The 17736-nt window shown below is 37.6% G+C and carries 16 protein-coding genes; all 16 read left to right on the forward strand.

Going from position 1 to position 17736, the window contains the following annotated elements:
- The first annotated feature begins 36 nt into the window (after positions 1–36).
- From queF to EK17_RS04080, 16 genes are read left to right on the forward strand one after another with little or no spacing between them, the layout of a single operon-like run.
- Positions 37–396, forward strand: coding sequence for a preQ(1) synthase (queF, locus tag EK17_RS04005; protein WP_035587668.1), 360 nt, complete (start codon positions 37–39; stop codon positions 394–396).
- Positions 397–406: 10 nt separating this feature from the next.
- Positions 407–2176 carry an indolepyruvate ferredoxin oxidoreductase subunit alpha gene (gene iorA / locus EK17_RS04010; protein WP_035587669.1) on the forward strand — a complete coding sequence of 590 codons (1770 nt, stop codon included), beginning with the start codon at positions 407–409 and terminating at the stop codon, positions 2174–2176.
- On the forward strand, positions 2173–2745 hold the full coding sequence (locus EK17_RS04015) for an indolepyruvate oxidoreductase subunit beta (protein ID WP_035587676.1): 573 nt from the start codon (positions 2173–2175) through the stop codon (positions 2743–2745). The genes iorA and EK17_RS04015 overlap by 4 nt, the downstream gene beginning before the upstream one ends.
- 11 nt (positions 2746–2756) lie before the next feature.
- A complete protein-coding gene (locus EK17_RS04020; protein WP_035587677.1) occupies positions 2757–5378 on the forward strand; it encodes a valine--tRNA ligase in 2622 nt (873 codons plus the stop codon).
- A complete protein-coding gene (locus EK17_RS04025; protein WP_035587679.1) occupies positions 5375–7264 on the forward strand; it encodes a hypothetical protein in 1890 nt (629 codons plus the stop codon). Before EK17_RS04020 ends, EK17_RS04025 begins: the two co-directional genes overlap by 4 nt.
- 13 nt (positions 7265–7277) lie before the next feature.
- Positions 7278–7823 (forward strand): macro domain-containing protein, encoded by a 546-nt coding sequence (locus EK17_RS04030; protein WP_035587682.1) that lies wholly within the window; start codon positions 7278–7280, stop codon positions 7821–7823.
- A 32-nt stretch (positions 7824–7855) separates the two neighbouring features.
- A complete protein-coding gene (locus EK17_RS04035; RefSeq protein ID WP_269557961.1) occupies positions 7856–8692 on the forward strand; it encodes a branched-chain amino acid ABC transporter permease in 837 nt (278 codons plus the stop codon).
- Positions 8689–9615, forward strand: a complete 927-nt coding sequence (locus tag EK17_RS04040) for a branched-chain amino acid ABC transporter permease (RefSeq protein WP_035587687.1) — start codon at positions 8689–8691, stop codon at positions 9613–9615. The genes EK17_RS04035 and EK17_RS04040 overlap by 4 nt, the downstream gene beginning before the upstream one ends.
- Complete coding sequence (locus EK17_RS04045) at positions 9594–10352, forward strand: ABC transporter ATP-binding protein (RefSeq protein ID WP_035587689.1); 759 nt, start codon at positions 9594–9596, stop codon at positions 10350–10352. The genes EK17_RS04040 and EK17_RS04045 overlap by 22 nt, the downstream gene beginning before the upstream one ends.
- On the forward strand, positions 10352–11062 hold the full coding sequence (locus EK17_RS04050; RefSeq protein WP_035587692.1) for an ABC transporter ATP-binding protein: 711 nt from the start codon (positions 10352–10354) through the stop codon (positions 11060–11062). The genes EK17_RS04045 and EK17_RS04050 overlap by 1 nt, the downstream gene beginning before the upstream one ends.
- Positions 11063–11959, forward strand: coding sequence for an NAD(+)/NADH kinase (locus EK17_RS04055; protein WP_035587695.1), 897 nt, complete (start codon positions 11063–11065; stop codon positions 11957–11959). It abuts the gene before it with no gap.
- Positions 11953–13485 carry an AAA family ATPase gene (locus EK17_RS04060; RefSeq protein ID WP_035587699.1) on the forward strand — a complete coding sequence of 511 codons (1533 nt, stop codon included), beginning with the start codon at positions 11953–11955 and terminating at the stop codon, positions 13483–13485. The genes EK17_RS04055 and EK17_RS04060 overlap by 7 nt, the downstream gene beginning before the upstream one ends.
- The gene (gene murG, locus EK17_RS04065) at positions 13482–14519 is read left to right on the forward strand and encodes an undecaprenyldiphospho-muramoylpentapeptide beta-N-acetylglucosaminyltransferase (RefSeq protein WP_035587702.1); all 1038 of its coding nucleotides are present in this window, start codon (positions 13482–13484) and stop codon (positions 14517–14519) included. The genes EK17_RS04060 and murG overlap by 4 nt, the downstream gene beginning before the upstream one ends.
- Positions 14516–15262, forward strand: coding sequence for a ParA family protein (locus tag EK17_RS04070; protein ID WP_035587705.1), 747 nt, complete (start codon positions 14516–14518; stop codon positions 15260–15262). The genes murG and EK17_RS04070 overlap by 4 nt, the downstream gene beginning before the upstream one ends.
- Complete coding sequence (locus EK17_RS04075; protein WP_035587709.1) at positions 15255–16067, forward strand: ParB/RepB/Spo0J family partition protein; 813 nt, start codon at positions 15255–15257, stop codon at positions 16065–16067. The genes EK17_RS04070 and EK17_RS04075 overlap by 8 nt, the downstream gene beginning before the upstream one ends.
- Positions 16068–17735: an ArsB/NhaD family transporter gene (locus EK17_RS04080; RefSeq protein ID WP_035587711.1), complete on the forward strand. Its 1668-nt coding sequence runs from the start codon at positions 16068–16070 to the stop codon at positions 17733–17735.
- The last annotated feature ends 1 nt before the right edge of the window (position 17736 follow it).

Below are 17736 nucleotides of genomic sequence, written 5' to 3' on the forward strand. Positions count from 1 at the left end.
TGTTAAAAATAGGCAGATTGTTGTTGGGGGTGAAAGTTGAAATACGGAGAAGAGGAGATAAAAAAGGCTCACCTTGAGGTGTGGAAAAACCATTATCCTCAAAATGATTATGAAATAAATATCGAGTTTCCCGAATTTACATGTAAATGCCCAAGAAGCGGTTATCCAGACTTTGCAACAATAAGGATTAAATACATTCCCGATCAATTTGTCGTTGAGTTGAAATCTCTGAAGCTATGGCTCAATCAATATCGCGATAGGTATATTTCGCATGAGGATGCCATAAACGAGATTTACAATACTCTAAAGGATACATTAAAGCCACGCAGGTTGGAAGTGATAGGTGATTTTACGCCGCGTGGCAATGTAAAGACAATCATAAGAATTTCCATGTAAGGAGATAGATGTGGAGCTTAAGCTTGTTAAAAAGATAGTTAGTGGTAATCAGGCAATCTCTATCGGTGCTTACAAGGGAAATGCGCGCTTTGGTTGTGGTTATCCCGGTACACCTTCCAGTGAGATTCTTGAGCATTTTAAAAACTACCCCGATGTTATGGCTCAATGGGCTTCAAATGAGAAAGTGGCAGTTGAGGAGGCATTGGGTGCATCGATTGCGGGCTTGCGCAGCTTTGCCACGATGAAACATGTTGGTTTGAATGTTGCAGCAGATCCTTTAATGACTGCCTCGTACACAGGTGTTAATGCCGGATTTGTTATTGTTACTGCAGATGATCCGGGCATGCACTCTTCCCAGAACGAGCAGGATAATAGAAGGTATGCCAAATTCGCAAAGATTCCTTTGATTGAGCCCTCAGACCCATTTGAGGCTATGGGTTTGATGCAGTATAGTTTTGTTGTGAGTGAGAAGTTTGACACGCCGGTTTTATTCAGGTCAACAACAAGGATTTCTCACTCCCTGTCTGTGGTTCAGTTTGACCCACGCACACTGGATAACGAACAAGAGCTAACTCTGCAAAAAGATTTTAAAAAGTATGTAATGATACCAGCAAACGCCATTGAAAGGCATAAGGTTGTGCTTGATAGGCTTGAAAAATTAAGAGAATTCACCAATACAACACCTATAAATAGAATCGAAAAAGGCTCTACCGATATCGGTATAATAACTGGTTCAATGGCTTACAACTATGTCAAAGAGATTTTACCCGATGCCCATGTTTTTAAGGTAGGTATGAGCTATCCGATGCCAACTGAAAAGATCAGGGAATTTGTTAATCAGTTTGATAAAGTGATTGTTGTTGAAGAGCTTGAGCCTTTTATGGAAGAGGAGCTAAAAATTGCAGGCATCGATGTAGAGGGTAAGAAGTATTTTCCTTATAACGGAGAGTTTAACCTTGATATTATTGAGGAAGGGCTTTATAAAGCTGGAATTTTGAAAAATAAAAGCTCTGTTGTATTTGATGAGATTGATCTTCCAAAAAGACCACCGGCTTTATGTCCCGGTTGCCCCCACAGGCCGATTTTTGATGTTTTGCACTCAAGGAAGGATGTTTTTATAACGGGTGATATAGGTTGTTATACATTGGGTAGCCTGCCACCGTTATCTGCTATGCATACAACTGTGTGTATGGGTGCAAGCATATCCATGGCAATTGGAGCTGCAAAGGCTCAAAACAAAGATAAGATTGTGGCTGTTATTGGTGATTCAACATTTTTCCACACGGGCATACAGCCGTTGGTCGATGCCTATTTAAGCGATATTTCGATGACGGTTATCATTCTTGACAACAGAATTACAGCCATGACAGGAGGCCAACCTGACCCGGGTAGTGGATTTAAACTAACAGGTGAGCCAGCAAAAAGGGTAAGTATTGCAGATATTGCCAAAGCTATAGGCATAGAAAGGGTGTTTGAGATAGATCAATACGATTACGAAAATACAAAAAAACTCATCAACGATGAGATCGATAAACCCGGATTGAGCGTAATAATTCCCACAAGACCGTGTGTGCTTGAGCCAAAGAAGATCAAAGAAAGACCCCTTAAGGTGGTTGAAGATAAATGCGTTGGTTGCAAGAGGTGTATCAGGATTGGATGTCCTGCCATCAGTTTTGTTAATAATAAAGCGATAATTGATGCCCAGATGTGCACGGGTTGTGATCTGTGTATGAATGTCTGCCCAGTAGATGGAGCAATTGTACCACTGGAGGAGCAATGATAAAAGGAATACTATTTGCCGGTGTCGGTGGCGATGGGATTATAACAGCTTCAAATATTGTTGCTGCAGCTTTGATGAATGCAGGTTTTGATGTTAAAAAAAGCGAGATTCACGGCATGAGCCAGAGGGGCGGTTCTGTTACTGCAACTGTTAGATTTGGCAAGAAGGTTTATTCACCAACGGAAAAGTTAGGTAATGCCTCTTTTTTGTTTGCAACAGAAAAGGTTGAAGCGTTAAGGAGTATTCCGTATTTAAATCATCAAAGCGTTGCGATTGTAAATGATAGAGTTGTGCCTATAGTTAATCAAACGATTGATGAGGGTTATATCGATAAAAACATTGATAGTCTAACAATCGGTAAGCTAATTAAGAGGCGTTTTCTTGATGATGCCTTAAAAATAGGAAACAGCAGGGTGGCAAATACAATTATGATAGGTGTGCTTGCAAAGTTTATAGATGTAGATGAAACCCACTTTTTCGATGCCATAGAGCAGGTTTTGCCTCAAAAGTTAAGGACGATAAATGTATCTGCGTTTAGTTATGGGTTAAAATTAGCTTCCGATTTATAGGAGAGGTGAAGATGGAACAGACAAAATATCAACCGACATTTGAAAAGGAGCTATACGAGTTCTGGGAAAGAGAGGGCTTTTTTAAGCCTTCTGATAATAAAGAGAGAGAAAATTTCAGTATTGTTATACCTCCACCCAATGTTACAGGTGCTCTGCATATCGGTCATGCCCTAAACGGTACACTTCAGGATATAGTTGTTAGATACAAAAGAATGAAGGGTTATAATGTTTTGTGGGTGCCTGGAACAGACCATGCCGGTATTGCCACTCAAAACATGGTTGAAAAAGACCTTGCATCAAAGGGTATCAAAAAAGAGGATCTGGGTAGAGAGAAGTTTGTTGAAAAGGTTTGGGAGTGGAAAGAAAAATACGGGAATAGAATCGTTGAGCAGATAAAAAGGCTTGGTTTGAGTTGCGACTGGTCTCGGCTCAGATTTACGATGGATGAAAAGCTTTCCAAAGCCGTAAGAAAGGTATTTGTTACGCTCTACAAAGAGGGGCTTATCTATAAAGATAAATACATTATCAACTGGTGTCCAAGATGCCATACAGCCTTAAGCGACCTTGAGGTTGAGTATCAGGAAGAAAACGGCAAGCTTTACTATATTGAGTATCCTTTTGAAGATGGAAATGGTGGCGTGGTTGTTGCAACAACAAGACCTGAGACGATGTTTGGCGATACAGCTGTAGCAGTCAATCCAAACGATGAGAGATATAAAAATGCAATTGGCAAAAATGTGATTTTACCCATAAAAAACAAAAAGATTCCTGTTATTGCTGATGAGTATGTTGATATGGAGTTTGGAACGGGTGTTGTAAAGATAACGCCAGCTCATGACCCCAACGATTTTGAGGTGGGAAGAAGGCATAATCTTGATATTGTAGTTGCAATCGATGATAACGGAAAAATGACCCAAGAAGCGATGCATTATGCAGGTCTTGATAGATTTGAGTGTCGCAATAAGCTTATTGCAGAGCTTGAAAGTAAGGGATTCATAAAAAATGTAGCACAGCATAAACACGCTGTTGGTCACTGCTATAGATGTCATACAACAATAGAACCGTATGTGTCTGATCAATGGTTTGTGAAAACAAAACCGTTAGCAGAGCCTGCCATTGAGGCTGTTGAGAGCAAAAGGACGCGATTTATACCCAAAAACTGGGAGAAAACCTATTTTGAGTGGATGAGAAATATAAGGGATTGGTGTATATCAAGGCAGCTGTGGTGGGGACATAGACTGCCTGTCTATAGGTGTGAGGATTGTGGGAAGTATACGGTGAGTGAGGATGAACCTGAGGCGTGTGAGCATTGTGGCAGAAGAAATATAATTCAGGAAGAAGATGTGCTTGATACATGGTTTTCCTCTGCATTGTGGCCTATGTCAACACTGGGATGGCCAGAAAACACAGACGACCTTAAGCGGTTCTATCCCACAAGTCTTCTTGTTACCGGTTTTGATATCATCTTTTTCTGGGTAGCAAGGATGATGATGATGGGAATCCATTTTATGAAGGATGTGCCGTTTAGGGATGTTTATATCCATGCACTTGTCAGGGATCAATACGGTCAGAAGATGAGTAAAACCAGAGGCAATGTTATTGACCCTATCGAGGTTATTGATAAATATGGAGCGGACTCTTTGAGGTTTACGCTTGCCATTCTGGCAGCTCAGGGAAGGGATATTAAGCTTTCTGAGGATAAAATAGAGGGTTACAAACGCTTCATGAATAAAATCTGGAACGCCTACAGGTTTATAAAACTCAATACAGAGGGTATGAAATTTGAAGAAAAACCAAAAAGGTTATCTCCAGCTTCGATATGGATAAAATCCCGCCTTGCAAAAACGATTAAGAAGGTTGAAGACAGCTTGAATGAATATAAATTCAACGAAGCGGCAAGCAGCATCTATCAATTTTTGTGGCATGAATTTTGCGATTACTATATAGAGATGAGCAAGGTCCATATGGATGATGAGTTTTCCTATTCAATCAAATACACTCTACTTGATGTATTTGAAAAGACGATGAGATTGTTGCATCCTTTTACGCCTTTTATTACGGAGTTTTTATGGCAGCAACTTCCCAACAAAACAGGTGATTCTATAATGATCAGTTCATATCCTGAATATAAAGAATCTGAAATTGCTGAGGATTTAGAATCATCTATGGATATTGTTTTAGATACAATTAGATCTATCAGGAATCTGCGCAGTGAGAATAGCATACCACCTTCCAAAAAAATAAAGGTTTATATCAAAGCCAACAGCGATGCGGTTCAGTCCATTCTTATAAACTTCAAAAATTATATATACGCATTGGCCGGTGTTGAAAACCTGATATTAACGGATAAAGTTGAGGAAAGTTGTATTGTTCAATCCACCATTAATGGCGATATATTCTTGCCTGTTGAGGGTAATATAGATGTTGAAAAGGAGATAGCAAGGTTAGATAAATTGATAAAGAAACTGGAGAAATCACTTGTATTTCTAAATAATAAAATCTCCAATCAGGCATTTTTGGAAAAGGCACCAAAAGAGCTTGTCGAGCAGAAAAAGTTAGAATTGGAAGAGACCCGCTTGCTGTATGAGAAAACAAAAACGCGCATTGAACAGTTGAAAGGATTGAAAAAATGAAACATTTTATAGCCACGCTTTTTTTTCTATTTTTCTTTGCTATAAATGGTTTTTCTGCAACCGTTTTTGATGAGGTTGCCCAGAATATAGCTGCAAATCTTCGTATTGTTAAAGGTAAAGTTATAGATTACAATGCAAAAAACAATACGGTAAAACTCAATAAGGGTTTGAGGGATGGGCTTTTTAAAAATTACTTTGTGTATATCTATAAAAAAGAGGGGAGTTTTGTTCCGTTTGATAACTCAAAACCTATCCAGATCAAAAAAGGCGTGGCTTATGCTGATGTTGTAAAGGTTTATAATAATAGTGCGGTTGCAAAAATAACCCAGGGTATTGATAGAAAAAAGAAGTATTTAATTGGTCTTGGTTTGATACCAAACGGTGAGACTGAAGTTTATGGAAAACCGCAAAAAGGCGATTTTTTTGTTGCCGGCAAAAAAGCCTATAGAGTTGCAATAATTACAAGAAGTCAGGTGATATTCAATGGTTTGCGAGAAGCTTTTTTAAAGCAGAAGCGATTCTTTGTTATTCCTGTTGATAAACTGCAGATTGCCATTGTAAAACATAGAATAAACTCTCTTTATGAGGCTAAGGCTATCAAAAAGCTTGCAAATGTTGTAGATGCAGATATTGTTGTTGTTTTAAATACCCTGAAACATAAAAAACTCAGATTTAAGGTGTATAACGGCTATAGTGGCTACGAAATGATGGCTGAAACTTTACCTATTGACAGACAAACACAGGTTGTTTTAAATCAAAACATTCAAAATGTGCCTGCGTCCAATCTTGTGGCATCCAATTTACGTCTAAGACCTAAACTTACTTTCTGGGAAGCTATACTTAATAGATTTGGACTTTATAGCCCATACAATGCAGTACAGATTTCATCAAACACATTTAAAGTAACTCTATATAAAGACATTGGTTATAATACAACGGCATTCTATCTGGGAAATATTGATGGTAAATTAAAAGACGAAATTGTTTTTGCTCAGGGTTCAGTAGTTTATGTTTACAGGTTTGATATCGATAGTTTTGATCAACTGTATAAATTTACATATGGTTATAACATTATAAATATCGATACAGCTAATATAAACGGAAAGGTATTGGTTGCCATAACAAATCTTGACCGCTATGGAGCCTTGGATTCAGCAGTTGGTTATATTAAAAACAAAAGGTTTATAGCAATAAAAAAGCATCTTCCGTATCATTTGAGATTCTTTGATAAATACTCAAACCATCCTGTTTTGCTTGCTCAAAAGGCCAGTGTTAAGCATATTTTCTATGGACCGATTTATCGATTGGATCTTGATTCGTTTAAACCTTCAATATTTAATTTGCCTGTAGCGGTTGCAAATTTCTATGAATTCTTCAAGGTTGACGATAAATTGATTTATCTATCACCTTCTTCACAGCTTTCAATCTATGATTATCAAACCGATAAAAGCAAAACACTACCCTATGCCTTTGGGTCAGGGTTTAGAGAAATCTTAAGGTATCCGGTATTGCCTGGTGAGGAAACTCAAGAAGATAAGGATATAAAAGAGCTCTATAGAGAGCATTCTGTTGTAATCCCTAAGGGCCTTATTGTGTTTAAAAAGAACAGCAATGTCTACATACTGGGTGCTCAAAATTATATGTCAAACCACATAACGGTTGCAAAACAGGCGTATAATGCATATAGCTTAAAATTATTCAAAGTTTTTGACGATAATGCAAAACTCGTATGGAGTTCTGGTGATATTAAAGGCAGGGTTGTTGGTTTTGCTGTCGATGGTGATTATGCGATAACCCTGATAGGTTTACCTGCCGGGTTCTTTGATAGGTTTATCATGGGTATAGAGGAGATCGACAGGCTTGTAGCAGCAAGGATGTTGTATTAGAAGGGAGGAGGAGATGGAGGTTTTAAAAGAGCTTAATGTGGACGGAAAAATTATTAAAGTTATAAAGGGTGATATTACACTTGAAGAGACTGAGGCTATCGTTAATGCGGCAAATTCTCACCTCAAACATGGCGGAGGTGTCGCAGGTGCTATAGTTAGACGCGGAGGTAAAATCATTCAAGAAGAAAGCGATAAAATTGGTTATGTGCCTGTGGGTTCAGCGGCTATAACAACAGCAGGAAACCTGAAGGCTAAATATGTTATCCATGCTGTAGGACCAGTTTGGGGTGAGGGTGATGAGGATGAAAAACTAAAAAATGCCGTTTTATCCGCTTTGAAAATTGCCGAAGAGAAAGGAATAAAAAGCGTATCGCTTCCAGCTATAAGTTCGGGAATTTTTGGGTTTCCGAAGGAGCGTGCGGCAAAAATCATATTCAACACAGCCGTTGATTTTCTGCTTAAGGCAAAGAACCTTAAGGAAATCCATTTTTGCAACATAGACGGCTTAACAGCTTCACTTTTTGAAAAAGAAGCCCAGCTGTGGGAGTCTGAAAGATAGAGACCTTTATTCAATACTCTATAAACGGTATAATTGAAGGGCTGATATACGCACTCATTGCCATAGGTTTTAATGTTATTTATACATCAACCCGTATAGTTAATTTTGCACAGGGTGAGTTTGTTATGCTAGGCGGAATGCTTGAGTATTATTTTCTTCTAAAAGGCATGCCTTTGGGTGTTTCATTGTTGGTTTCTGTATTATGTGTGGCGGTATTGGCTTATGCTGTATATTTTATTTTTATATCCAACAGTAAAAATAAAGACCCGCTTGCGTTTATTATCTTGACAATAGGCGTTTCTATGGTTTTGAGAGGTTTGAGTATGATCATTTTTGGAAAGAACGCCTATCCTGTAAAAAACTTTCTTCCATTTTCATCGATCACTATTGCAGGCTTTGAGTTTTCATCTCAGTATGCCGTAATTCTTGCAGCTGTTATTGTTATTGCGTTTTTCCTTGTGTATTTTTTTATGTTTACATTAAAAGGCAAGGTAATGAACGCTGCCTCTATAAATCCAACGGCAGTTGAGTTGTTTGGTGTTAATGTAGAAAGCTTAAAGGCGTTTTCATTCTTTTTAAGTGGCTTGATCGGTGCTATAGGTGGAGCTTTGGTAGCTCCTGTTAGTTTTGTCAAATACAATTACGGATTGATGTTTGGCCTAAAAGGATTTGCTGCAAGTGTTGTGGGGGGGTTTGGAAATAATATAGGTGCTATAGTTGGCGGGCTTGTTATAGGCCTGTCTGAGTCATTATCTGCTGGCTATATCTCATCGGCATATAAAGATCTTGTAGCATTTGCTGTGATGTTGTTTGTGCTTTTTGTAAAGCCATCGGGCTTATTTGGTTCAAAGGATGTTGAGAGGGTATGAGGCAGTCTATTGCTTTAATAGCTCTATTTGCGGTTCTATTTATTGCTGGTTTTTTCATTTCTAACCCATTTATTTTAAATGTTCTTGGTATATCACTATTAACCTGTATTATTGTTGTTGGGTTAAATATATTATTTGGTTTTGCAGGGCTTGTTTCTTTAGGCCATGCGGGTTTTGTAGCCATAGGCGGTTATGTAGCCGCTATTGTTTCATCCAAGTTTGGTATCCATCCTATTTTTTCAACAATTATTGCTGCTTTAGTTTCTGCTGTTGTAGCTGTTATTGTTGGTATACCCACTCTTAAACTAAAAGGGCACTACCTTGCAATGGCTACACTTGCCATCGGTGAGGCTGTTTATATAGTTGCCAATAATCTTGTTGATATAACAGGAGGCCATCAGGGCTTTGCTGCAATACCTCTATTATCAATAGGTGGATTTTCTTTTGATACTCAAAAAAAATTTTATTTCCTGATTTTAGCGCTATCGGTTTTTTTTGTTTTTGTAGCATACAGTTTTGCATCGTCGCGATTTGGTAGAGCATTGAGGGTTGTTCACCACTCAGAAACTGCTGCAAAATCGTTTGGAATTAATGTGGCTTTATATAGAATGATTGCATTTATTATCAGTGCCGTTTATGCTTCTGTTGCAGGTTCATTTTATGCGTTTTACCTGGGATTTATTTCCCCTTCACTTTTTGATCTTTCAACCTCCATAAACTATTTGATTATGGTTTATGTTGGTGGTATGGGTAATATCTTTGGTAGTATTATTGCAGCACTCTTTTTAACCTTTTTACCCAATATTTTTACATCACTGCAGGAGTGGTGGGTTGTTTTTGATGGCATACTGTTGATTATTATGGTTATGTTTTTACCAAAAGGCATAGGCGGTTTGATTCGATGGAAAAAAAGCCTCTATTAAGAATTTATGATGTTTATAAAAGTTTCGGAGGTATAAGGGCTGTTGATGGTGTGAGTTTTGATCTGTTTAAAAAGCAAATAAAAGCAGTTGTTGGTCCTAATGGGGCGGGCAAGACTACGCTTTTTAATATAATAACAGGCCTTTATAAGGCAGACAGAGGCAAAATCGAACTTTTTGGTGAAGATATAACCAATTGCAAGTCTCATAAACTTATTAAAAAAGGTATTGCACGCACATTTCAAAATATTCAGTTAATCAGTGATTTGACAGTGTTTGAAAATATTGCAATAGGTGCACATCACCTGTTTGAGACAAATCTTCTTGAGGCTTTTTTGGGTTTATATAAAAAAAATGAAAAAAAAGTTTTTGAAAAACTGAAGTGGATTATCCGTTTTTTAAAGATAGAGGAGTATGTTGATCTGTATCCAGATGAATTGCCGTTTGGAATAAAGCGTATTGTTGAGATTGGGAGGGCTATTGCATCAAACCCAAAGCTTTTGCTGCTTGATGAACCAGCTGCGGGTTTAAATGAATCCGAAAGCGAGCAGTTGTTGAATATTATATTTAGAGTCTGGGAGAGGGGAACCACAATTCTACTCATAGACCACGATATCGAATTTGTTGCAAGCTGCTCACACTCCATCGTTGTGATGGATTCAGGAAAAAAGATTGCAGAGGGTTTGCCAAGCGAAGTATTAAACGATGAAAGAGTTATAAGGGCTTATATAGGTGAGTGATGTTAAAGGTAGAGAATCTCTGTGTAAGATACGGTAAGGCTGTTGCTTTAAAAGGTGTATCAATAGAAGCAAAAGAGAGGGCGATTACTGCAGTTGTAGGTGCAAATGGAGCGGGTAAAACCACGCTTTTGAATGCCGTTTTTAATATAGTTGCAAAAGAGGGTTTGGTGATTTTTGATAAAAAGGATATTACTTACCTAAAAACACATAAAATCACATCGATGGGGCTTGGCTATATTCCTGACAAAAGAAGTGTTTTTGTTGATATGAGCGTGTATGATAATCTAATTGTTGCAGCATATACGATGCTTAAAAAACGACCCAAACAATGGTTTGAAGAAAAGCTTGAGGCGTTGTTTGAACACTTTCCATCTTTAAAAGATAAACTATCTTTAAAGGCTGGTTATCTTTCAGGCGGCGAGCAGCAGATGCTTTCTATTGCTCAGCTTGTTTTAAGGCAACCAAAAATGGTTGTTATGGATGAGCCTTCGGCTGGATTGTCGCCCAAGCTCACAAAGGTTATGTTTGACCTTGTGGCTTTTTTGAAAAAAAACGGCATAGGTGTATTGATTGTTGAGCAAAATGTTAATAAAACTATAAAGATATCGGATTGGGTGTATGTGCTAAAAAATGGTGAGATTAGCGATGAAGGTTTAGCAGAGGAATTTTATGACGAACTGAAACTAAAAAAGGCTTATTTTGGAGGTTAGATGTTTAAAAAAATCGGTATAATAGCCAAAACAAAGGTTAAAAATATAGAGAAGATAATATTTGAGTTGCTTGAGTATTTTAAGGATAAAGATGTTGAGGTTGTGCTTGGTTGTGAAGCAGCTCAGGCTTTGGGAAAGGATGGGCCAAAAAGAGAGCAGCTTGCAGCTTTTGTTGATATGATTCTGGTTTTAGGCGGTGATGGCACATTTATCTCTGCTGCAAGGAGCGTGAATGAATCGATGAAGGATGTGCCGATATTGGGCGTGAATCTTGGCAGAATGGGTTTTTTGACAGAGGTACCTCTAAACAGGATCTATGAGGTTTTAGATGATATCTTTATTAAAAAAAACTTTTTGATTGAACATAGGATGATGCTTGATGTGGAGATTCTAAAAAACAATGAACTTATAGCAAAGAAGACCGTCTTTAACGATGCGGTAATAAGCAAAGGCGCACTGGCTCGTATTGTTCCCATAAGGGTTGATGCTTTGGTTGATAATAAAAAGAATCATCTTGCCGTTTACTATGCAGATGGATTGATTGTTTCCACACCTTCTGGTTCTACGGCTTATTCACTTGCAGCAGGTGGTCCTATTGTTTATCCGACGCTGGATTCTATTATTATTACACCCATTTGTCCGCATACCTTATCAAACAGGCCGCTCATTATACCGGATAATTCCGTTTTGTATATAAAAATGGATGAGGATATTGAAGATGTGATGGCAACACTGGATGGTCAGATCGGTTATAAAATCGACATAAATTACACTATTGTTGTAAGAAAATCTGAAAGAAAGATAAAGATTATCACACAGAAAGATAAAAACTACTTCGATGTTTTAAGAACGAAGCTAAACTGGGAAGAAAGAAAGATCAGGCATCTTAAATGCTAAAAAGCATAGAGATAGATAACTTTTTGACGATAAAGCATGCAGTAATTGAACCTTCAGATAATATAACAGCAATAACGGGAGAATCAGGCAGTGGAAAATCTTTGATCTTAAAGGCTGTTGAGGCAGTGTTTTTGCCCAAAACACCGACAGGCTACATTGGCAACTTTTCTAATGATGCTTCTGTGAAATTGCAGTTTTTGCTTGATGAAAATCAAAAGAAAGTTTTTGAGGAGTATGGAATTTTTGACGATGAAGTCGTTATCCAGAAGATAATAAAACAGACAAGCTCAAAAGCATTGATTAATCATGAGCCTGTTAGCATGAGGGTAATGGCAGTGTTTAAACCCTTTTTGGTTGGAATAGCCTCGCAGGGTTATGCTTATGAGCTGTTTGATTCCGATAGGTTGATTGAGATAATAGATAGATTTATTGATAAAAATATTAAAGATGAGTTTTTAAGGCAGTATAGGGATTATACTGAAATAAAAAGGGCAATAGATGAAACTGAAGAGGCTTTGGATAAGATTAATCAAAAAAGGCCGCTTGTGATGATTGAGGCAATAGATAAGGTAAAACCAGAAAAGGGTGAATACACAGGTTTACTTGATAAACTAAAAAAAGCCAAAGAACTAAAAAAATCCAAAGAGATTGCGTATAGATTAATTGATATACTCTTTGATGGTGACAACAGTGTGGTGAATAGACTTGATGAGGCTGTAGGTTTGCTGGAAAAATTATCCAATGGCGGGTTTGATATAAAAATAGATGGTGTTAATACAGCCAAAGAGATGATAGAACAGCTAAAGGTTGAGATAGAAAATGTACTTGAGGTTTCGTTTTCTTTTGAGGAGATAGATAGATTAAATGCCCGTCTTTTTGAGCTTGAAAAACTACAGCGTTTCTTTGGTATGGAGCTTGATGAAGTCGTTGATGAGAGAAAAAAACTTGATGAGCTGGTAAAAAAACAGGATAAGCTGAAATTTAAACTAAGAGAGCTTAAAGAGGAGCTTGATAAAAAAGGCAATTTACTTAAAAACGCACAAAAAAATTTATCACAGGCAAGAAAAGAAGCCGCAGAAAAGATAAAAAACGAAATTGTTAAATATCTGGGTGAGTTGCAGCTAAAAAGCAGCAGGGTTGAGTTTAACTTTTCTGAAAAGAAGGTTGACAAAAGCGGAGCAGATAGGGTGGAGATTCTTTTTAGTGCAAATTTTGACTACGATGTTCAGCCTATCCATAAAATTGCCTCAGGTGGTGAAAAAAACAGGTTTATATTGGCTTTAAAGAAGGCTCTATCAAAACTTAATATGAAGAGTGAAACGCTGTTTTTTGATGAGATAGAATCCGGTATAAGCGGCAGGGTTTTAGAAAAACTACTAAATAGTTTAAAGGATTTTTCAAAAACCAATCAGATTGTGTTGATTACCCATGCACAAGAGGTTGAAAAGATAGCAGATAGAATCTATGGTGTTGAAAAGATTGTTGAAGAAGGCAAAACTGTTAGCGTTGTAAAAAGGCTAAAATGAGAGTTGTTTTAACCGGTGGAGGAACAGGAGGGCATCTTTTTGCTGCTATTGCCTTTGGTGAATATCTGAAACAAAACGGCTACGATGTTGTGTTGATAGGTTCAGAATACGGTATAGAAAGCAGGATTTTAAAAGACTACAATTTTGAATATTTTTTACTTAAATCAAGGGGTATAGCAGGTAAGTCTTTTGTTGATAAGCTTAAAAATAGCTTTATTATGGTTAATGGATTTTTTGATGCATTGTCTATTTTAAAAAAAATAGACCCTGTGTTTTGCGTGGGTTTTGGTGGTTATGTAAGCCTTCCTGTTATGTCTGCTGCGCTTGTTTTGAAGAAAACAACTGCGATAGTTGAGCAAAATTCAATACCGGGAAAAACAAATAAGCTTTTGGGTAGGTTTGTTGATTTGGTTTTTGTAAACTTTGAGATGACTGCCAATTATTTTAAAAATGCTTGTGTTGTGGGCAATCCTACACGCCTGAAATTATCGATAGAAAGGGATTTTTCATACAATAGACTGAGGGTCGGTGTTATAGGTGGCTCAAGGGGTGCAAGAAGGATAAATCAGGCGATGATTGAGTTATCGGCTTTTGATATTGATATAGATGTAATTCATCAGACAGGCGATGAGGATTATCCAGTTGTATCAGAAGCATATAAAAGGAATAAAAAAAACTGGCAGGTGTTTAAGTTTATAGATGATATGGAGTGGTTTTATAAAAGTATCGATTTTATTATCTGTAGAGCCGGTGCTTCCACGCTTTCTGAGATTGCCTGCAGCAGCCTTCCCGGTTTACTTGTTCCTTATCCCTACGCCATTTATAACCATCAATACCATAATGCAAAATTTTTTGAGGAAAATGGTGCTGGTTGGTTGATAAACGATAAAGATTTGAGTGGAAAAAAAATTCATTCTTTTATATCATCTTTGACGGTTGAGAAGTTAAGGGTGGCTTCTAAAAATGCCTCAAAGCTATGTAAGTCGGATAGTTGTGAAAAAATGATTAAGAAACTAAAAGAGATTAAACGATGAAGACAATAGCCATTACAAACCAGAAGGGTGGTGTGGGTAAAACAACGACAGCCATAAACTTAGGTGCTTCTTTGGCTGTGTTAGGTAAAAAGGTGTTGATTATCGATATGGACCCGCAGGCCAATGCAACAAGCGGCCTTGGAATCTCAAAAGATATCTGTATATACCATGCTTTGATTGGCAAACGAACACTTAAATCGCTTATAACGCAAACCGAGACCGATAATCTCTACCTTGTGCCATCCAATATTTCACTAATCGGTGCTGAGGTTGAACTTGTGAATCAGCCTCATAAGGAGAAAATTTTAAAGCAACTCCTCAAAGATGTAAAAGATTTTGATTATGTTTTGATAGATTGTCCTCCATCTTTGGGTTTTTTGACTGTAAATGCGCTTGTTGCGGCAGATAGTGTGCTTGTGCCTGTTCAGTGTGAGTATTATGCAATGGAAGGGTTAGCACAGCTATTGCATACAATAAATCTGGTTAAAAAGACATTCAATCCGCTTTTAAAGATTGAGGGAATTCTGCTTACGATGCATGATAAGAGAAACAACCTCTCAAAGCAGGTTGAAATGGAGCTTAAAAGGCATTTTCCCAAATATATTTTCAAAACCCTGATTCCCCGCAATGTCAGGTTGTCTGAGGCTCCCAGTTTTGGAAAGTCCGTTATAGCCTATGATTTGAAATGCCCCGGTAGTCAGAGTTATCTATCCCTTGCAAAAGAGGTTTTAAAGTATGCCTAAAAAGGGCGGCCTTGGAAGAGGAATCGAGGCAATTTTTGAAGGCATCGAGGATATAGACAACAGCGATAGAATTGTGGCATTGGAGCTTGACACTATAAAACCCAATCCATTTCAGCCAAGAGAGTCTTTTGACGATAGGGACTTAGAGGAACTTGCCGAATCGATTAAGCAAAAAGGCCTGATTCAGCCGATTATTGTTAGAGAAATCGATGGCGAATATGAAATAGTGGCAGGAGAAAGAAGGTTTCTTGCCGCAAAACTTGCAGGATTATCATCTATTCCAGCTATTATAAAGCAGCTTTCGGATAAGGAAAGTGCAGAGATTGCTCTGATTGAAAATGTTCAGCGTAAGGATTTGAATCCTGTTGAGGAGGCCTTGGCCTACAAAAGGCTCATTGAAACATTTGGTTATACTCAGGAGGAGGTAGCCCAGAAAATTGGTAAGGATAGGGCAACCATTGCAAATAGCCTGCGTCTTTTAAAGCTACCTGAGCCTGTTTTGAATATGCTTAAAAAAGGTGAAATTTCGGCGGGTCATGCAAGGGCTATACTTTCATTAAAAAATCAAAATAAACAGGTTGAACTTGCAAACAGAATAAAGGAAAAAAAGCTAAGCGTTAGAGAGGCAGAAAAAGAGGTGTATCTTACATCACAGGATGAATTTATCCTTGAAATAAAGAATAGATTAAAATCTACACTAAGTGTGTCAAAGATATCGGTTTCTTTGAAAAACGGTAAATACAAGCTTGAGCTTGTGTTTGATAATAAAGAGGTTGTGGAAGATTTTTTAAGGAGGATGTCTTAAATGAAAAAAACCTTGTTTGTGGTTCTTTTTTTTGTTTTCTTTGTTAATGTTGTATCTGCGGCAACCTTGCGTGTTGGTGGTGTTTTAAAAAACCAGCATGAGACCCCGATTGATGGTGTTGAGGTTAAAATTATTTACAATCACAAAGTGCTTGCAACCACAGAAACCACCGATCAAGGCACATACTTCATTGAGATTCCTATAAAAAATGAAATAAACCCAAAGGATGTTTCTATAGAATTCAAAAAAACCACCTACAAAACAATCAATCAGCCGATAAGAAATATATTAAAATCAACGCTTCCTGACGGTTCAACAATCTACATTTCCTCTGTAAACGACACGCTTTACAGAGCTATAACACCCGCATTCTGGATAGCTTTGGTTGTCTTAATTTTAACTTTTTTGTTGATTTCCATAGAGGCATTGCACAGGACGGTGGCTGCGTTTCTTGGTGCCAGTATCTTGCTGTTTGTTTCCTACACCTTGGGAATTTTTAATGAAAACTTCTTTGTTATTTCATTTGAAGAGGCGGTAAAGGCTATCGATTTTAATGTTATTTTGCTTTTGATGAGCATGATGGTGATTGTTGGCATAATGAAAAAAACAGGTGTTTTCCAGTGGCTTGCCTATAAATCTTATGCATTGAGTAAGGGTAATGTGTTTAAGCTTTCAATAATCTTGATGTTTGTAACGGCAATTGTAAGTGCCTTTCTTGATAATGTCACAACGATGCTTTTGATAGCCCCTGTATCAATTGAGATTGCGCTTATGCTGAATATAAACCCATTGAGTTTATTGATTCCTGAAGTCATTGCATCAAATATGGGAGGGACGGCAACCTTAATAGGTGATCCTCCAAACATTATGATAGGTTCATATGCCCAGTTAACATTTAACCAGTTTTTGATAAACCTTGGTGATGTAATTTTTATAATCCTCATAGTAAATGTGTTCGTTATGAAGCTATTTTTTGGAAAGGAGTATAAGAAGGGTCATATTGAGAATGTTGATGCACTGCTGGCAAAATTAAGAGAGGAATATAAAATTACAGATTATAAATTACTTAAATATTCTTTGTTTATCTTAGGTTTTGTCATACTCCTCTTTGTAACCCATGGTTTTTTGCATATGGAGCCATCGATTGCAGCTATGATCGGAGCAGCATTACTGCTTGTATTTAGTGGTGTTGATATAACAGAGATGATGGAACATGAGGTTGAATGGACCACGCTGGTATTTTTTATGATGCTGTTTATTATTGTTGAGGCGAGTGTGCAGACAGGTGTTATTATGTTTGTTGCAAGCTGGGTTAAGGATCTTGCAGGAAATAGTCTAGCGCTTGCAATTATTTTAATAATTTGGGTAAGTGCTATTGCATCTGCAATTGTGGATAATATACCATTTACTGCTACTATGCTGCCTGTTGTTGCTTATCTTACCCGCACAATACCTGATGCGGGCAATACACTTTGGTGGGCTTTAGCTTTAGGTGCATGCCTTGGAGGAAATGGAACGCTTATCGGTGCAAGTGCCAATGTTGTTACTGCAGGAATTTCAGAGCGCGCTGGGTATCCAATTACTTTTAAAGAATTTTTAAAGGTAGGTGCGCCTGCTACTGCTATCTCAGTTGCTATTGGAATGATCTGGCTATTACTTGGAGGTTGAT

It is taken from the genome of Hippea jasoniae (genome assembly GCF_000744435.1).
GTDB classification, from domain to species: Bacteria; Campylobacterota_A; Desulfurellia; order Desulfurellales; family Hippeaceae; genus Hippea; species Hippea jasoniae.